Annotated in this window: 18 protein-coding genes; 15 read left to right on the forward strand and 3 right to left on the reverse strand. The window is 44.5% G+C overall.

Going from position 1 to position 17,183, the window contains the following annotated elements:
* Positions 1-150 precede the first annotated feature (150 nt).
* The 8 genes from RTR76_RS17710 (at position 151) to ade (ending at position 8,567) form a co-directional block, all read left to right on the forward strand.
* The gene (locus RTR76_RS17710; RefSeq protein WP_312523271.1) at positions 151-837 is read left to right on the forward strand and encodes a hypothetical protein; all 687 of its coding nucleotides are present in this window, start codon (positions 151-153) and stop codon (positions 835-837) included.
* Between the two features lie 293 nt (positions 838-1,130).
* Entirely contained in the window at positions 1,131-1,565 is a 435-nt protein-coding gene (locus RTR76_RS17715; protein WP_312523273.1) for an Lrp/AsnC family transcriptional regulator, read from the forward strand.
* Positions 1,566-1,578: 13 nt separating this feature from the next.
* Positions 1,579-2,523, forward strand: coding sequence for a drug/metabolite exporter YedA (yedA, locus tag RTR76_RS17720; protein WP_312523275.1), 945 nt, complete (start codon positions 1,579-1,581; stop codon positions 2,521-2,523).
* 68 nt (positions 2,524-2,591) lie between these two features.
* Positions 2,592-3,443 carry a flavodoxin family protein gene (locus RTR76_RS17725; protein ID WP_312523276.1) on the forward strand — a complete coding sequence of 284 codons (852 nt, stop codon included), beginning with the start codon at positions 2,592-2,594 and terminating at the stop codon, positions 3,441-3,443.
* Entirely contained in the window at positions 3,443-4,093 is a 651-nt protein-coding gene (locus RTR76_RS17730) for an HAD family hydrolase (RefSeq protein ID WP_312523278.1), read from the forward strand. The genes RTR76_RS17725 and RTR76_RS17730 overlap by 1 nt, the downstream gene beginning before the upstream one ends.
* Positions 4,094-4,098: 5 nt before the next feature.
* Complete coding sequence (locus RTR76_RS17735) at positions 4,099-5,154, forward strand: EFR1 family ferrodoxin (RefSeq protein WP_312523279.1); 1,056 nt, start codon at positions 4,099-4,101, stop codon at positions 5,152-5,154.
* 320 nt (positions 5,155-5,474) lie between these two features.
* Complete coding sequence (locus tag RTR76_RS17740) at positions 5,475-6,827, forward strand: NCS2 family permease (RefSeq protein ID WP_312523281.1); 1,353 nt, start codon at positions 5,475-5,477, stop codon at positions 6,825-6,827.
* Positions 6,828-6,848: 21 nt separating this feature from the next.
* A complete protein-coding gene (gene ade, locus RTR76_RS17745) occupies positions 6,849-8,567 on the forward strand; it encodes an adenine deaminase (RefSeq protein WP_312523283.1) in 1,719 nt (572 codons plus the stop codon).
* A gap of 63 nt (positions 8,568-8,630) precedes the next feature.
* On the opposite strand, the gene RTR76_RS17750 is transcribed toward ade, so the two are convergent.
* The gene (locus tag RTR76_RS17750) at positions 8,631-8,966 is read right to left on the reverse strand and encodes a YddF family protein (protein ID WP_312523285.1); all 336 of its coding nucleotides are present in this window, start codon (positions 8,964-8,966) and stop codon (positions 8,631-8,633) included.
* Between the two features lie 405 nt (positions 8,967-9,371).
* Here RTR76_RS17750 and RTR76_RS17755 point away from each other — a divergent pair, with 405 nt between their 5' ends.
* The 7 genes from RTR76_RS17755 to RTR76_RS17785 all read left to right on the forward strand — a co-directional run bounded on the left by RTR76_RS17755 (position 9,372) and on the right by RTR76_RS17785 (position 15,859).
* On the forward strand, positions 9,372-10,349 hold the full coding sequence (locus RTR76_RS17755; RefSeq protein WP_312523292.1) for a diaminopimelate dehydrogenase: 978 nt from the start codon (positions 9,372-9,374) through the stop codon (positions 10,347-10,349).
* 366 nt (positions 10,350-10,715) lie between these two features.
* The gene (locus RTR76_RS17760; protein ID WP_312523294.1) at positions 10,716-11,036 is read left to right on the forward strand and encodes a hypothetical protein; all 321 of its coding nucleotides are present in this window, start codon (positions 10,716-10,718) and stop codon (positions 11,034-11,036) included.
* A 31-nt stretch (positions 11,037-11,067) separates the two neighbouring features.
* On the forward strand, positions 11,068-11,676 hold the full coding sequence (locus RTR76_RS17765) for a hypothetical protein (RefSeq protein ID WP_312523295.1): 609 nt from the start codon (positions 11,068-11,070) through the stop codon (positions 11,674-11,676).
* A 178-nt stretch (positions 11,677-11,854) separates the two neighbouring features.
* A complete protein-coding gene (locus RTR76_RS17770; RefSeq protein WP_312523297.1) occupies positions 11,855-12,310 on the forward strand; it encodes a chemotaxis protein CheX in 456 nt (151 codons plus the stop codon).
* Between the two features lie 15 nt (positions 12,311-12,325).
* The gene (locus RTR76_RS17775) at positions 12,326-14,398 is read left to right on the forward strand and encodes a FapA family protein (RefSeq protein ID WP_312523299.1); all 2,073 of its coding nucleotides are present in this window, start codon (positions 12,326-12,328) and stop codon (positions 14,396-14,398) included.
* Between the two features lie 158 nt (positions 14,399-14,556).
* Positions 14,557-15,321, forward strand: a complete 765-nt coding sequence (locus tag RTR76_RS17780) for a transposase (RefSeq protein ID WP_312523300.1) — start codon at positions 14,557-14,559, stop codon at positions 15,319-15,321.
* 172 nt (positions 15,322-15,493) lie between these two features.
* A complete protein-coding gene (locus RTR76_RS17785; RefSeq protein WP_312523301.1) occupies positions 15,494-15,859 on the forward strand; it encodes a desulfoferrodoxin family protein in 366 nt (121 codons plus the stop codon).
* Positions 15,860-15,929: 70 nt separating this feature from the next.
* Here RTR76_RS17785 and RTR76_RS17790 read toward each other — a convergent pair whose 3' ends face one another.
* Together RTR76_RS17790 and RTR76_RS17795 are read right to left on the reverse strand one after the other, a co-directional pair.
* Positions 15,930-16,481, reverse strand: a complete 552-nt coding sequence (locus RTR76_RS17790; RefSeq protein WP_312523302.1) for a hypothetical protein — start codon at positions 16,479-16,481, stop codon at positions 15,930-15,932.
* Positions 16,482-16,496: 15 nt separating this feature from the next.
* A complete protein-coding gene (locus tag RTR76_RS17795) occupies positions 16,497-17,042 on the reverse strand; it encodes a hypothetical protein (RefSeq protein ID WP_312523304.1) in 546 nt (181 codons plus the stop codon).
* Positions 17,043-17,183 lie beyond the last annotated feature (141 nt).

Raw genomic sequence — 17,183 nt, forward strand, 5'->3', positions numbered from 1 at the left:
TTGCAATGCAAGGCGGAGGAGTCCGCGCATATCGGGAATATGTAAGGCGACGACAACGCAGCAGTGCGAAAAAAGATACGCTGGCTAAACTAAGATTTAACTTGGTCAAGACACTACTATATTTGTTTTATTTGATTGAGGGGGAAAAGAGTGAAAAAGAAGATAGCAGCAGCAGTTTTCGGCTTACTTATGGCAGGGGTAACTGCCGTATATGCATCACCGGTAACAGATTTCGAAAAAGGCCATGTAACAGTAGAATTTGGCAGTACGCTGAATTCCACGTTTAATGGCTCTGGTGAGGTAACGGGGGAAGCCGGCGGTAAGTCAGGCTTTAAGTATGGCGTTACAGCAGGATTGGGTGACGATTGGGCTATACAGTTTAAAGGTGGCAAATTTAAATCTGAAGACTTTAGTGCTTATTCTACTTCTTTAAATCATACTGTAAATACATACGGCAAGTCGACTCATCAGGAAATTAACGTGATTCACCGCATCAGTCCGAATGTATCGGCAGTTGGCGGTTGGGTGCAAAATAAGTTCTCCTACGGTAATACGGTAGCACCAGCTACGATTGCTTCCTTTCATGCAGGGTTTATGGCTGATCGGAAGCTAAATGAAAAAGCAACCTTATTTGCAGCAGTCCTTGGTGGCAAAGATGTTCTGTTCTGGGAAGCTGGTGTCAGCTATAAAATCGCAAAAGATGCCCACTTCAATGTCTCTTATGGAGAACGGGAATTTAAGAATGTTGATCTCGATGCACCGGCTTACTCGCTACATAAGAAGGAAGATTATAAACTAAAAGGCATTACTTGCCTGTTCTCAGTAGACTTTAAATAATAGAATATCAATTCCGGCTTCTCATTAGGAGAGGCCGGTTTTTTTATAAATAAAAAGGGGACAGTCCCTTTTTTACAAAGTGAAATACCGAAAGACTGCAAGGGCAAATTTTAGTACAATTAGCTCGTTCAATAGCAAGTGCAATAAAAAAATAGTTTATAGCCGATTTAAGAATATTATTCTTTTCAAAGTATGTTAAAAATAATAATATTCTAATATATGAAATATGAGCAGAATTTAAATATTGATAAATAGGATTGAACAGAATTATAATAACCTTGAGGTGAATTTAGATGGACCAGAAAGATAAAAAAATTCTTGCGCTGCTGCAAAAGAATGCCCGAATGACAAATGTTGAAATCGCCAGGCAGATTGATCTTGCACCGTCTGTAACCTTAACCCGGATCAAGAAGCTTGAAGAGCAAGGCATTATACAAGGTTACGAGGCTAAATTAAATCCGAATTTAGTCGGTTTGGATATGCTGGCGTTTGTATTAGTCAAAGTCATTGGGCCGACCGATATTGAAGGCAGGTTAGTTAAAATACCGGGAGTACAGGAAGTTCACAACATTGCCGGTGACGATTGTTATCTAATTAAGGTGCGAACGCGCAATACGGAGGCACTAAGCCGGTTATTAAAGGAAAACCTTAGAGAAGACCATATCTCGACAAAGACAATTATCGTATTAACCACATTGAAAGAAACAACTGAAATGATAGTCAATTAAGGGAGGAACTACCATGAATTTGACATTACCAATCGCAGCAGGTTTGCTTGCTGTATATATTTTCTGGGGCGGCACATATTTGGCAATGAAGTTTGCCATAGAAACAATGCCCCCTTTTATGATGGCCGGAATACGGTTTATGACAGCCGGTGCTATTGTATATGCCTGGCAGGTATACAGGGGAATTCCGAGTCCAACGGTTACGCAGTGGAAAAATGCCGCTATTGTTGGCGGCTTGCTGTTGCTAGGCGGCAATGGCGGAGTCGTTTGGGCCGAGCAAATGGTTTCCAGCGGTATTGCCGCCATTATTGTTGCCACTGTTCCCTTATGGATGGCATTAATAGCCTGGCTGTGGCAGGGGGGCAGCCGGCCTAACGGTATGGTTATGAGTGGTTTGTTAATTGGATTTATGGGAATTATTCTGCTTGTAAAGAGTTCAGGTGGCAGCGATTTGAGTGGTACAACCACTCCCTGGGTTGGTTATGCTGTATTAGTCGCTGCTTCCCTTTCCTGGGCAATCGGCTCAATATATTCACGGATTGCGAAACTGCCTGAGGCACCTTTACTGGCAATTGCCATGCAAATGCTGACAGGCGGGTTTTTCTGCCTAGTGTTTGGTATGATTACCGGTGAGGGCGGAAGGTTTGATGTGACGGCAATTTCCTTACAATCGGCTCTGGCGCTAGGCTATTTAATCTTTTTTGGCTCCATTGTTGGGTTTAGTGCATTCATCTGGCTGCTAAAGGCGGCTGATCCGACAATTGCCTCTACCTATGCTTATGTAAATCCAATTGTGGCGGTTATCCTCGGCTGGGCCTTGGCTGGTGAACAGATGACGCTGCAAGCTGCGTTGGCGGCGCTGATCATTGTAATCTCGGTTGTTATGATTACAAAAGGTAATCAACAAAAAGGAAAAGCCTATGCTGCTCCCCAAGCAGTTGTAGGGAAAAATTCATAAAATAGCAGGCAATTGAGCGGAAAGTGACGAATCTTATATCGTTATTGGGATACAAGGAGGTAGTTGATTTGAAAGTTCTCGGTCTCGTTGCTTCACCGCGCAAGCTGGGTAATTCGGAAATACTGGTCAAAGAGATGCTGGCTTCATTGCCCGCTGAAGTTGATAAAGCAATGATTCATCTGCCCTCACTGCAAATTGAGGCTTGCAAGGCATGTTATGCCTGTCTGCCGGAAGATAAAAACTGTATGATCAGCGATGATCTCGCTTTTTTACTAGAGCGTATTAAAGAAGCGGATGCTGTTATACTTGCATCTGCCTGTTATTTTCTTGGCTCTCACACGAGTATAAAAACCATTACAGACAGGTTGATTGCGGTTATGGCCAACAGCCGGGAATTCAGTGGCAAAAAGTGTGTTACTGCTACCGTTTACGGCATACCCGGCTGGGATGGCTACGCCCGCGAAGCGGTTAATAACTTTGCCCGCTTTCTGCATTTGGATGTTGTAGGCGATATGCAGGTGCAGGCAGCCAGTCCCGGTGAAGTAGTTGAACCGGAAATACTGGCAACAGCACGTAAGCTTGCCAATCAATTGATTGATCCGGCGGCAGCTCCGGTTTCGGCAGCAGAGGCGGTTCTTGCCTGTCAAGTATGTGGCAGCAGTATGCTGCAGGTGCGGCCAAGCGGTCAGGTGCGCTGTAGTATGTGCAATGCTGGCGGTGAACTAAAAGCGGATGGTGAAGGATATACAATCGTTTTTGAAAAGACCGGACACCGGCGCTTTTCCCAGGAGGGAATGGCTGAGCATGGCCGCCTGCTGGAAGAAGTGAAGAAGAGTTATATTGCCAACCGTCAGGAATTATTCCGGCGCCGGAAACCATATGATGCGTATGACTGGTGGGTCGTACGGGAGGGGAAATAATGTATACAATTGTTTTATTTGATTTGGATGGAACGTTAACTGATCCGAAAATCGGGATTACTACTTGCGTGCAATATGCTTTGCAAAAAATGGGGATTGAAGAACCTGACTTAGATAAACTTATCCCCTTTATAGGTCCGCCGCTCACCTATTCGTTTAAAGAGTTCTATCATATGACTGATGAGCAGGCTGAGCAGGCTATTGAGTATTACCGGGAGCGCTTTTCCACAACCGGACTATATGAGAATGCTGTTTTTTCAGGTATTCCTGAGATGTTGGAAGAGCTTCGCCAGCAAGGAAAAACTTTAATTGTAGCAACTTCAAAGCCTACGATTTACTCTGTAAAAATACTGGAATACTTTAAGCTGGATTCTTACTTTCAGTCCGTTGTGGGCAGTAACCTGGATGGAACACGGGTAGAAAAGCATGAAGTAATAGAATATGTTCTGACTGAGCTCGGGGATTATGACCGCAGTCAGATTATTATGGTAGGAGATCGTATGCACGATATCCGGGGAGCCAAGCATAACGGACTTGATGTTGTCGGTGTTGCTTATGGCTATGGCAGCCGGGAAGAACTGGAACAAGCTGAGCCCAATCACATTGTCGATACTGTTGCAGAGCTGAGGGAGTATCTTGTAAAGGGGTAACTGCTGTGTATCAGAAATTGGCGGCCTTTTTTATGACAGGCACTGGCAACTCCTACCGGATTGCCGACTGGAGTTGCCGGATAGCGGGAGAAAATGCAATACCCGCCGAGTTACACCAGATCAAAAGCGGTGAACAGAGCCTTGCTATCCCGAAAGGGGCATTGGCGGTATTTACCTATCCTACTCATGGCTTCACTGCTCCCTGGCTGATGATGAAGTATGTGTGGAAGCTGCCTCAGGGAAAACAAACCCATGCTCTTGTCATGCCCAGCCGGGCCGGAGTGCGGGTAAAAGGCATCTTTATACCCGGTCTGGAGGGGACGGCAGGCTACCTGATTGCATTGCTGCTGTGGCTGCGCGGTTATACCGTCCGGGGAGTAATGGGCGTAGACATGCCCAGCAATTGGACGGCAGTGCACTGGGGGCTGAGTAAGGACAATGCAGCTGTCATAACCGGTATGGCTGAGGCGAAGGTAAAGAGGGGTGTGCAGACAGTTTTAGCTGGGAACAAGCATTTTGATGGCCTGGTACAGGTACTAATCGGCTTGATTCTAGCAAAAATATCGCTGATGTATCTAATTCTTGCACAATTGGTATTAGCTAAGCTTTTCTTTGCTTCCGACAGGTGCAATGGCTGTTCACTGTGCCGGGAGATATGCCCTAAGCAGGCTATACGCATGACTGGAGGTCAGGAAAGACGTCCGTATTGGTCTTATTCTTGTGACAGCTGCATGGCATGTATGAATTATTGTCCGCAAAAGGCAATTGAAGTCAGCCCTTTGGTGATTCTGCTTTTCACTTATCTCACTTCAATTCCTGTTGCCGTATATGCCGGCAATTGGCTGGCTAAAAGCTTTGCAATTGAGCTCGAACAACTGCCGCTGGCAGGCTTTAGCATTCAATACCTTTACATACTGCTGGCCGTTGCCGTGACTTACCGGCTGCTGCACATGGCGTTGGGTATCCGGCCCGTGCGCAAGCTAGTGGGAGCCCTTTCACACACCCGGTTTTTTCGCCGCTATCAGGCTGCCGGAGTCACGCTCAGGCAAATCCATAGGTGATAAGATAATAGCAACTAGTAGGCTGATCTTTCCGGCAGGAAGGTCGGCTTTTTTTGTATCAGTATGAGAACAGGAATCTCATACTGATACGCATTTTGTGATGAGTTTCATCTGACAACCTAAATTAATCAGGCCATCCAGGCCTGAGACAGCAGTTTTTAAGCTAATGTAAAAAAATGGGATATTAATAGAAGGAATAATCTGATAATGGCATGAATATTGCAATATTAGTAGTAGCTTTACTTCGGTCTATTCTGAATGTTAGGAGGGAAAGGGGAAAGGAACTTTACGGACGGTAGAAGACATAAGGGGGATGAAAAATGAAAACCAATGTGCAGTTGAATGGGGCAAGTAATGAAAGTATGCTGGAAAAGCTCTTTAAACTGAAGCAAAAAGGTACTGATGTTAAGACAGAGGTATTGGCAGGGATAACCACTTTTGTAGCGCTGGCGTATATTATTTTTGTTAATCCCAATATTCTTGCTGATGCGGGAATTCCCAAAGAGGCAGCTATTGCCGCAACTATTTATTCTACAGCCTGTGCGACCTTGCTGATGGGGTTATGGGCTAATTTCCCTGTGGCCGTTGCGCCCGGTATGGGGCTTAATGCTTTTTTTGCTTATTATGTTGTAGGAGTACTTCATTTGCCGTGGCAAGTTGCGCTGGGAGCCGTTTTCTTTTCGGGAGTGCTCTTTCTCATTTTGACACTAGGCGGCATACGACAGGCTATTATTAAAGCGGTACCTATGAATCTCAAATACTCTATCGGAATTGGCATAGGACTTTTTATTGCATTTATCGGTTTGAAAAACGCGGGCATTATTGTTGCCGACAAAGCAACCTTTGTTACCGTTGGCAAATTGACAGCCATTGAACCGTTATTGGCCTGCATCGGTCTGGTTATTACTGCCGTCATGATTGCAAGAAAAGTGAAAGGCGCAATTTTAATTGGTATTTTGACAACTACCTTATTAGGTATGGTTTTTGGTGCTGTTCCTGTACCGAAAGGCATCAATGATATTATGAGTTTCCAATTGCCCAGTCTGGCGCCTACTTTTATGCAGCTTGATATTGCTGGCGCCTTGGCATATGGCATTTTCTCCATTATTTTTACTTTTACAATAGTCGAGCTCTTTGACAATATGGGAACCTTAATTGGCTTGACAAGCAAAGCAAAATTGATGGATGATAAAGGGAACATAGAGAATCTCGATAAAGCGTTAACTACTGACGCGGTAGGAACCTTAATCAGTGCCGCAGTAGGTACTTCGACAGTTACCTCTTATGTGGAAAGTGCAGCAGGTATTGCCGAAGGCGGGAAAACAGGACTGACTGCGGTTACTGTTGCTGCACTCTTTTTGGTTGCTTTGGTGTTCAGTCCGCTTATCGGTCTGGTGCCGGGCTTTGCTACCGCACCTGCATTAGTGCTGGTAGGAGCGCTAATGATTAGTGCAATCCGTCATGTTGAGTTTGAAGATATTACGGATGGTCTGCCTGCTTTTATGACTATCATTATGATGCCCCTTACTTTTAGCATCGCCAATGGCTTTGCTTTTGGTTTTATTAGTTATACATTCTTAAAAACTTTAGCTGGACGCACCAAAGAAGTGAGCCTGTTTATGTGGCTTATTTCAGCAGCATTCCTGATTAACTTCTATATGCGACTTCATTAAACAAATAAACAAGGGGGACTCATGAGCAAAAAGCCGATTGAAACGTTGATTGCAGTGGCAGCGGGACGGCAGGCCGCAGACCTTGTTCTGAAAAACGGCCAGGTCTTTAATGTCTTTACCGGACAGTTTGCCAGCGGAGATGTTGCTATAGTGGGAGGCTATGTAGCAGGAGTAGGCAGTTATACGGGACTGAAGGAAATAGACTGCACGGGATTAATTCTGACGCCTGGTTTTATTGATGGACACGTGCATGTGGAAAGCGCTATGGTCAGCCCTGCCGAGTTTGTCCGGGCCACTTTGCCCCAGGGAACAACTAGTGTTGTGGCTGACCCCCATGAAATAGCCAATGTCGCCGGTAAACGAGGCCTGCAGTATATGCTGAATGCTTGCGCGGACCTTCCTATGAATATCTATTTTATGCTGCCTTCCTGCGTTCCGGCCACGCTGCTCGAAACCTCCGGTGCTGCATTGGCTGCTGCCGACTTGGCCGAGTGGCTTGATCACCCTCTTGTATTAGGTCTGGGCGAATTAATGGATTATCCGGGAGTAGTCGAGTGCCATGAAGCAGTTATGGCAAAGCTGAAAGCAGCGGAGCATAAGCTGGTGGATGGACATGGTGCGGGCTTAACTGGAAAAAATCTCACAGCCTATGCGGCGGCGGGTATTCATTCTGATCATGAGTGTACTACGCCCCAGGAGGCAATAGAGAGATTATCACAAGGCCTGTATGTCATGCTGCGGGAAGGAACCGCAGCCCATAATCTGCTTGACTTATTGCCTGCTCTTAATGCTACGACCGCCCGGCGCTGCCTTTTTGTTACGGATGATCGCCATCCGGGAGATTTGATCCGGCTTGGCCATATTAATCACATGGCAAAGACAGCTATCCAAGCGGGACTGGAAGTGGCTACTGCTATTCAAATGGCAACCTTGAATGCAGCCGAATGTTTCCGGCTTTATGAGCTGGGCGCTATTGCCCCGGGCTATCGCGCGGATATTCTCGCCTTTCCGGATCTTAAGAACTGGCAGCCTTCGCTGGTATTTAAAGACGGCTGCCTGGCAGCCCGTGATGGTCAGGCGTCATTTAGCCCGCCTCCTGCTGCAGCACAAGCTGTTTATAGCACAGTCAGGGTGGCAGATATTGCTGCAGATGCCTTACGGATCGCTGCCAGTTCTTCTCATGCCCGGGTTATTGAACTAATCCCCCAACAGATTGTAACAAAAGAACAGCGTATGGTTGTACGGGTGCAAGACGGACAGTTCCTGCCAGACCCAGAGCAGGATATTATTAAACTGGCTGTCTTTGAGCGGCATCATCAGTCCGGACGGATTGGTTTGGGCCTGCTGCGCGGTCTGGGGCTGAGAGCAGGTGCGATTGCTTCCTCGGTTGCCCATGACGCGCACAATCTGATTGCCGCCGGTACCTGTGATGCGGATATTTTGGCGGCAGTAGAAGAAATCAGGCGAATGCAAGGGGGCCTGGCAATTGCGGTGGAGGGTAAGATTATTGGATCGCTTGCGCTGCCAATTGCAGGTCTAATGTCTGATCAACCTATCGAAAGAGTTCATCAAGAACTGGAAATGTTACTGGACCAAGCTCGTGAGCTGGGAGTAAGACCGGAATTTGATCCATTTTTGACACTGGCATTTCTCAGCCTGCCGGTCATTCCTGATTTAAAATTGACCGACTATGGCCTGGTAGATGTCAATACAAGGACCATTGTGCCCGTATCGTGCTGAATTCAAGAAAAAAAGAGTACTGTTCTTTACAGAACAGTACTCTTTTTCTTGTGAACAGGACTGCTAAGCGTACCTGGATAACACTTGAAACTGATAACCAAATTCTTCAATTTCTTCGCGGGAGAGAATAACACCTTCAGGCGGGCGGCTGTTTAGCTTAAAAATAAGGGCTTGCTGGCCTGCTTCCTGATGAAAATCAATTCTATTTAATGCGACCTCTGTTCCCAGAAGATCAGTCAGTACTTCTGCCGTAGCCTGATGCCCCACTGCCGAAATAATTGCCGGAGCAGAGTGGATGAGATCTTTCGCTTCATCTAATTTGATGGTGCGGCAGGAATATTCTCCTTCTGCTGTAATGATGGCGCCGTTCAAGATAGCAATCGGTTTCCTGTTTTCCATTTTTCTTCTCCTTATCGTAAGTAATGATAATAGTTAAACTTAGCCGTTTTTATTTATTATAACATGAATTTATCCTTAGATTATTCTTTACAGCTTAGCCTGTAATTTTTTTGATCACCAAAGGCTTTTACTTCACATAGAATATCATAGGTACCTTACCAATAGTAACATAAGGAGGCGTTGTTTATGGCTGATGATGCACGTGGATGTTTTGGCGGCGGAAGTTGGTTCATCATCATTATCATTATTATTCTGCTGTTCTTCTTTATCGGCGATTGGGATGTTTGATTAGTTAGCGCTTTTGGTCCTCGCTCCGGCGGGGACTTTTTGTTTGTTGTCAATTTGAAACTGCTGGCTTGTTATGGTACGATAATTACAATATTACAATCAGCAGGAGGGCTGTATATGAAGCAGAAAATACGGATTGGAATTGTTGGGTACGGTAACTTGGGAAAAGGAGCGGAAATTGCTGTAAGCCAAACCCCGGATATGGAGCTGGTGGCAGTTTTCTCGCGCCGTAAGCTTAGTAAAACACAAAGCGGAGTTCCTGCAATTTTACTGGATGAAGCGGAAAAATACAGCGATAAGATCGATGTTATGCTGCTCTGCGGCGGTTCGGCTACCGATCTTATTGAGCAAGGCCCCCGTTTTTCAGCCTTATTTAATACGGTAGATAGCTTTGACACACATGCCAAAATTCCTGAGTATTTCACAACTATGGATACTGCAGCCAAAGGAGCAGGTAAAGTAGCTACAATCTCAATTGGCTGGGATCCGGGACTTTTCTCACTGAACCGATTACTTGGCAATGCTGTTTTACCTCAGGGGAAAGACTATACTTTCTGGGGAAAAGGAGTTAGTCAGGGACATTCCGATGCCATTCGCCGTATTCCCGGAGTAAAAGATGCCAAACAGTATACCGCTCCTAAGCAGGAAATCATTGAGGATGTCCGGTCAGGAAAGGACACAGTCAATTCGGCAAAAGAAACACATAGCCGCGACTGTTATGTTGTGGCTGAACCGGGGGCAGATCTTGCCTTCATTGAAAAGACAATTAAAACTATGCCTCATTATTTTGTTGGTTACGAGACTACCGTAACCTTTTTATCTGAGGCCGAATTTCAGTCCAGCCACGCTGGAATCCCGCATGGAGGAATTGTTTTCCGCACCGGGCAAACCAGTCCCGGAGTTGGACATGTAGTAGAATTTGCACTCACATTGGACAGCAATCCGGAATTTACTGCCAGTGTGCTGACGGCTTATGCCCGGGCTGCTTACCGCTTAAGCCGGCAGGGTGCGGTGGGGGCGCATACTATTTTTGATATACCGCTAGGCTTTCTGTCACCCCAATCACCTGAGGAGCTTCGTAAGAATCTCCTGTAGTTACAGGGAAAACAAATCCTTTGGCTGCAGTTCATCAAACTGCAGCCAAAGGATTTGTGTCATTAATCATTGCCGAGCATAGTCATGTAAAGCTCTTACTGTCTGCCAGTAAGGGCTTTGTTCTATTTTCACTGTTTTTTATTTTATATCCATATTATTCTAAAAAAAATCTAAAAATAGGCAGTTATACTTACCGTAGCAGGTAAAACAACGAATCGGTGTCGATTGATCACCGGCATCGTCGTTCGCTTACATAAATAGGTTGCGCTAAAGGGAAGATAACTGGTCTTCTTGTACAACCAGTTGACTAATCAGTCAGCTGGTTGTACATCCATAAAATTACGCATTCTTAAGGGGTGAATGGCTATGAATAAAATAATGAAAAAAGTCACGGTTTTTTCCATGATTGGTCTGATGCAAGTCGGCTTAGGCGTTTCTGTGATTGAGGCCTCCCCATTTCAGCCCGGCTCGCAACGGTTTGAGCAGCAGCAGCGGGACGACAGGCATCGGCAAGAACAGGAACGGAACCATAGAATAAAAGCAGAAAACGAACGACATGAGCGAGAAATGAAACGCCGCCCTCACGAATCAAAAAAAGATTGGCATCAGCGTCAAAAGCAGGAAAAAGAGCGCCATCAAAAGGCGATACGGGATATAGCGGCACTATTGATCAGCCGGTCCCACTAAATAGAAATATCATAATGTAGGAGGAAAAATCATGAAAAAGTGTTTACTGGTTGTTGCTGCATCTTTAGCTCTATCCGGTGTTGCGATGGCCGCACCTGTGACCAATATTGAGAAAGGCGAAACTAATGCAGGCTATATATACTGGAATCCGAACGTAGAATATAATTCGCTTGACCTGGGAAGTGCCAATGCAAACGGCTTCTTCGTTGAGACGGCTCTTTCAGATAAAGTGATCGTAGGGGTAGAGACGATTAAAGGGAAGAAATCGGCGACTGACAGCGGGATAACATCGAGCATGGATGCGAGATTTACCGATGTGACGCTGCAATATAAGCTGTCTGATCAGGTGAGACTGATTGCCGGAAACCGCAATTATGACTCTAACTCGTCTGTTACCTACCTTGGCTCTGATAACATATCAACGAACAAGTTTATTACCGGTCTTAGCGCCTCAACTGTACTCGGTGAAAAAATGACGGGTTATGCGAGTGTACTAACCAATTCAATCGGAACGGACTGGCAGGTTGGTGTTAACCGGAATATGACTGAAAACGTAGATTTCAATGTGAACTACCGATACTATGATGGAGATACGGCAACGCTGAAAGGCATTGGTGCCGGACTGGTATGTAAGTTCTAATGTAAAAGCTGGGCCTAAAGCAATTTTTAGGTCCAGCTTTTTTTATTTCAAATAAAGAAGCTACTATTGACTCATGGAAAAGCTACAAAAGTCCTATTAAAAAAGGCTAAATTTATTTCGAATAATTAGTGTGGGACTGGTTCTCAGTCGCAGAGATAAACATATAAGGAGGTAGTATATGGATGCTCGCATTGTCAACCCCTTTATTGCGGCGTTGTCAAACATACTACCACAATTGGGATTTAAAAATGTGGTTAGGGGAAAAGTCCTAATGAAAAACCAGTTTATTGACTGCCTGGGTGTTGCAGTGAATGTAGGACTAACTAATCAGGTTTCCGGCAATGTAGTTTTTAATATGACTGAAAATTCGGCGAAGGGTTTATCGTCAGTTATTATGATGGGGACGCCCGTATCGCAGTTAGATGATATTGCGCAAAGTGCAATCTGTGAGATGGTGAATATGGTTACCTCAAATGCAGCAAATGCACTTAGCCAGGAAGGTGTCGCCATTAGATGTGAACCTCCCAGGTTGTCGCAATCCACGGCTAAGGTTAAAGTTTGCAATAATAATTTTATCGGCATTGAAATGGCAGTCGATGAGCTGCCTTTTGAAATAGTAATTGGCATGAATTAGCCAGGCGGTGTTTTCATGAATAGAACAGTTTTATCAACGAGACAGGACAACCGGTATCCAATCACCGCAGCGGATGAAAAGACGCAAGATGGCCGGTATCAGATTACGGTAACGGATGCTGGTGTGTTTCTTAGTGTTTGGCCGCCGGTTAACAGTGGATTACCGGTAGCAACGGCTGCAGTTATTCAAGATATGACTAAACGGCAGCTTTTGAATTTTGATAGTGATTTTGTAGCTAAAGTAATTAAGGAGGCTCTCGGAGTCCCGGTACTGCTTGTCAATTCTCTGCCATCCCAGGATGGGCGGTATCAAATTACGGCAACCGATTCCGCTGTTTTTCTCAGTGTCTGGCCGCAGGTGAATGGTGGTTTACCTGTGACTAGAGCGGCAATCATCCAGGACTTGACCAGTCGGAATCTACTGGATTTCGATAAAGACTTCCTGTCTATTGTAATTAAAGAGGCTGCTGGGACTCCGGTGCAAATTATTAACTCTTTGCCGTCTGAGGATGGCCGGTATCAGATCACGGCAACAGATTTAGGAGTATTTCTCAGTGTTTGGCTGCCGGTTAATGCTGGATCACCAGTGTCTAAAACTGCAATTATGAAAGATTTAGCTGAGCAAAATTTCCAGGATTTTGACAGTGATTTCCTATCCAGGATCATTAGAGAGGCGACTGGCACACCGGTACTGATTATGAATTCGGTACCGGCAATTCAGTTGACCCCTCATATTCGTGTAAAGGTAGGACTAAATCGTCTGGAGGCAAGAGTTACTATAGTTGTTCCTCCTGATTCTCCCAGTGTTACGAAGGATCAAATTCTGGATAAGCTTGAAGCTGCGGGGGTTGTCTTCGGCATTGACGAAGGGGCTCTTGAAGCACTGACAGAGACCCGTAATGCAGCAAATATTGTCATTGCCCGTGGTATTCCAGCGCGTGAGGGAGACAGTGCTTATCTCAAATTCTATGTTGATCCTGACCTGCAAGGCCGCCCGGAGGAACTGGAGGATGGACGGGTTGATTTTAAAGAAATCAACTGTTTTCTCTGTGTAGAAGAAGGGCAGCTGCTAGTAGAAAAAATTCCTGCTACGGCAGGGACGGAGGGCATAGACGTATATGGTAAGCCTCTCCCGGCGAAGCGGGGAAAAGATAAGCCCATGCCAATTGGCAAAAATGTGATTGTTGTTGATGATTGGCGGCTTTATGCCGCTATTAACGGTCACCTGCACATCTTTCTTGATAAAAGGATCAATGTACTGCCGGTCATCGTAATTGATGGCGATGTTGACTACAATACTGGTAATATTGAGTTTAAAGGCAGTGTACTGGTACGGGGGTGCATTCAGCCGGGATTTAGTATAAAGGCAGGTGGAAACGTCGAGGTCTGTGACAGCATTTGCGGCGGTACGGTAGAAGCAGCCAGTATTGTTGTCCACAAAGGCATCCAGGGAATGAATCGCGGTGTTATCAAGGCTCGCGAACGTATCGTAGCCAATTTTATCGAAAATGCTGCTGTATACGCAGATGAAGAGATTGTTGTCAGCGATGCCGTAATGAACAGCACGCTATCCGCCGGCAGCAGGGTTATTGTCGAAGGCAAGCGGGGACTCATCCGGGGCGGAAGGATATCAGCCGGAGAAGTCATCCTGGCTGCCACTGTCGGTAACAAATCCGGTATTGTTACTGAGCTGGAAGTGGCCGTAAACCCGTTCCTGAAAGAAGAATTGCTGAACTTGCGCGAAAAAATACGCAAAGATCAGCTGCTTTATGAAGAATTAAAATTGTCGCTGGCATATCTTTGCAGCCTCGACAGCCAGCAGCTTTCTGGTGCGAAACAGGAAATGCATAAAAAAACGGAGGCACAATTCAAGGCTGTAATAGAAAGTATGGAAGGAATGCGTCAGCGCATTGCCAATATTGAAATGATTCTTTGCTCCTTAAAGCCTGGCAGGATACGCGCTTCCGGTACTATTTATCCAGGCACAAAAATGGCGATTGGTTCAGCAGTAAAGACTCTTAAGGATACCTTGCAATTTGTTTCGCTGTATGTCCAGGCAGGCGAAATTACGTTTGGTTCGCTGCGGTAGAGGTTATGAATTGGTAATTACATATTCAGAATCTCAATATCATCCTTGGCTTATTAAGAGCAGATTGCGAATTAGCAGTCTGCTCTTTTTAGACTCACGGGGACGGTTCTCTTGAGTCTAATAATATTAAATGCTAAAATATACCTGAGGTGATAGTTATGGCAAGACAAGCGCGGGAAAAAAGCGAAAGTGGAATTTATCATATACTATTACGCGGTATTAATAGGCAGATAATATTTGAGGATAGCGAAGATAAATTAAAATTTTTAGAATGCTTGAGTCACTACAAAACTGTATGTGGTTATGAGTTCTATGGATATTGTCTTATGGATAACCACGTCCATTTACTAATCCGGGAAAGTAAAGAAGATATTGGGGTTATCATGAAAAGAATAGAAGTGCGTTATGTAGCCTGGTATAATCGCAAATATAATCGATGCGGACACTTGTTTCAAGATCGATTTCAAAGTGAGCCTGTTGAAGATGAGGCTTATCTGCTAGTGGTCTTACGGTATATACATCAGAATCCAGTAAAGGCTGGTATAGTGAATGATATAGCCGATTATTGGAGCAGTAGTTATTGTGAATATAACAATACGAGTCGACTGATCGACTCTGAATATATATTAGGGATGCTTTCGAATAATAAAGAGAAAGCACGTAAAAGATATATTGAGTTTATGAATGACACCGCAGAAAATGATAAATGTCTCGAGTATGAAGAACAAATAACATTAAGAGATGAAGAGGTAAAAGCGCTTATCAAAAAATCGGCTAACGTGAAAACAGCAGTAGAAATACAGACAATGCAGAGATCACAAAGAGATGCACTACTAAGAGAAATCAAAACAATCCAAGGAATATCAACACGGCAAATAGCAAGATTAACTGGAATAAGTCAAAGTGTAGTTGCCAGGGCATAAGTAGAAAAACAATGTGACTCAACAGAACCGTCCCCGCGAGTCTGCGGCAAAACATTAGCTTGTCTAGAAAAAGATAATCATGATAATATAATAGTAAATATTAAAAAGATTGTTTTATCGAATACTATTACAGGCCGGCAGAGTTATCATTAAATAGCAGGGAGGCAGACAAATGGTTTTCTATCAATGTGAACACTGTGGGAATATAGCTGGCTTAATTACCGATAATGGTGGCAAGCTCACTTGTTGTGACAAGCAAATGGCTATACTGGAGGCCAATGTAACAGAAGCGTCAGAAGAGAAGCATATCCCGGTTGCCGTTAAAGAAGACAATACTCTGCAGGTTTCTGTAGGTGCTTCACCACATAAAATGCTTCCAGAGCATTATACTTACTGGGTTGCCGTAGCAACGGACAATCGGGATGAATTTGTTTACTTAAAACCCGGCATGGAGCCGGTGGCCACATTCCCTTATACGGGCAAAGGCACTGTATATGCATACTGTAATATCCATGGTCTCTGGAAATCAGAAGTGTAAATCTACGGAATAGTTTTTTCGAATTGACATAAAAGGCGGACCTAAATGTATTAGGTCCGCCTTTTATATGTCAATGCTGAATATCGGCAATCATTCGGGGAATCGTCTGCTTCCAATACTCGCTGTTGCCGTCATCATAGATTACAACGAACAATCTCAGCCGTTTGTCTGCGCCGTTGAGGATATAGCAGTCTGTCCGCAGAACGCGCATGTCATTATATACTTTTGTATATTTGATCACAAGTGGTTCATTGGCAAAGGCCGCTTTGTTTAGCGGGCTATTCTCCAATAACCTGGCATTAGGCGCATTCTGCAGTTTAGCAGCAGCTTCGCTAAGTACGGAATCCAATGTTTCGCTGTTTTCCTCGAGGTCACTCCGGTTTACGTCAGGTACTGCGGAGGTGAAAAATAGCTTAGCCGTCCGCCAAATACCGTTGTCATTAACAAGCAGGTTATAACCTGTTTCTTTTTCGGAGGTCTTCACTAGCTCGATGCCTGCCGGAATAGTCAGGATACCGAGGCCGGGAATTATTTTTTGCGTTTGTTTGGCAAAAGTGAGGGAAGAAAGTGAGAGGAGCAGTAAAAAAACGATGAGCGAACATAAACTGATTTTCTTTACCATGAATTACTTCTCCCCTTAGCCGTTGCCACTGACCATATCGAAGATGTGGTTGAAAGGACCAAGCACAGGCTGGGACCTTCTTTCTTTGGTAGTAGTAGTACGGGTATATTCTTGTTGTAGTCTCTTGTTATTTTTTTTCGCGTATGCTGTTACGGCAGTATACCACTTTTCGGTAAGTGTTTCCGGGAGCACTGTAGTCCACAGAGCAGGATTATATTTGTTAGACATATTCTGAAGCATACGACTGGAAGCATCAAAATCAATTCGATTGATTGTCATCACTTCCCGGGTATTGGTTTTTACTAAATAGTTATACAGCGTATAGGTTTGATCAGAAGGGTCAATCGGTGTCTTAACCCATACATTTAGCAATATTTCGTCCCGGTAAGGATCTTTTTCATATTTTAAGGTTTGTGTGTCAAACTGGCTGATCATGGCATTATCGTAGATTATATCCTGAAATCTGACGGGTGGTGTAGTTGCTTTTGCATCTGCTGCGGATGCAGTGTAAAGAAGTAGGAACATTGTAAATAAAATAACTGCAGACTTTGATAAATTCATAAAATCACCATCCTTTTTAAATTGAAGCTGTGACCGGAGCTGGTTATAGTAAAGTATAGCATATTCTCCCATCTATATAATCGTATATCCTGCAGCAATAAATAAGAGCAAAATAAAAATATATGGGGCTGCTTCAGTTAT

This window comes from Anaerospora sp. (assembly GCF_032013335.1).
Taxonomy (GTDB): Bacteria; Bacillota; Negativicutes; order Sporomusales; family DSM-15969; genus Anaerospora.

Coding starts and splice junctions, on each gene's coding strand:
- RTR76_RS17715 (WP_312523273.1), top strand. CDS start 1,131: ATGGACCAGAAAGATAAAAAAATTCTTGCGCTGCTGCAAAAGAATGCC.
- yedA (WP_312523275.1), top strand. CDS start 1,579: ATGAATTTGACATTACCAATCGCAGCAGGTTTGCTTGCTGTATATATT.
- RTR76_RS17730 (WP_312523278.1), top strand. CDS start 3,443: ATGTATACAATTGTTTTATTTGATTTGGATGGAACGTTAACTGATCCG.
- RTR76_RS17740 (WP_312523281.1), top strand. CDS start 5,475: ATGAAAACCAATGTGCAGTTGAATGGGGCAAGTAATGAAAGTATGCTG.
- ade (WP_312523283.1), top strand. CDS start 6,849: ATGAGCAAAAAGCCGATTGAAACGTTGATTGCAGTGGCAGCGGGACGG.
- RTR76_RS17750 (WP_312523285.1), bottom strand. CDS start 8,966: ATGGAAAACAGGAAACCGATTGCTATCTTGAACGGCGCCATCATTACA.
- RTR76_RS17755 (WP_312523292.1), top strand. CDS start 9,372: ATGAAGCAGAAAATACGGATTGGAATTGTTGGGTACGGTAACTTGGGA.
- RTR76_RS17760 (WP_312523294.1), top strand. CDS start 10,716: ATGAATAAAATAATGAAAAAAGTCACGGTTTTTTCCATGATTGGTCTG.
- RTR76_RS17765 (WP_312523295.1), top strand. CDS start 11,068: ATGAAAAAGTGTTTACTGGTTGTTGCTGCATCTTTAGCTCTATCCGGT.
- RTR76_RS17770 (WP_312523297.1), top strand. CDS start 11,855: ATGGATGCTCGCATTGTCAACCCCTTTATTGCGGCGTTGTCAAACATA.
- RTR76_RS17775 (WP_312523299.1), top strand. CDS start 12,326: ATGAATAGAACAGTTTTATCAACGAGACAGGACAACCGGTATCCAATC.
- RTR76_RS17780 (WP_312523300.1), top strand. CDS start 14,557: ATGGCAAGACAAGCGCGGGAAAAAAGCGAAAGTGGAATTTATCATATA.
- RTR76_RS17785 (WP_312523301.1), top strand. CDS start 15,494: ATGGTTTTCTATCAATGTGAACACTGTGGGAATATAGCTGGCTTAATT.
- RTR76_RS17790 (WP_312523302.1), bottom strand. CDS start 16,481: ATGGTAAAGAAAATCAGTTTATGTTCGCTCATCGTTTTTTTACTGCTC.
- RTR76_RS17795 (WP_312523304.1), bottom strand. CDS start 17,042: ATGAATTTATCAAAGTCTGCAGTTATTTTATTTACAATGTTCCTACTT.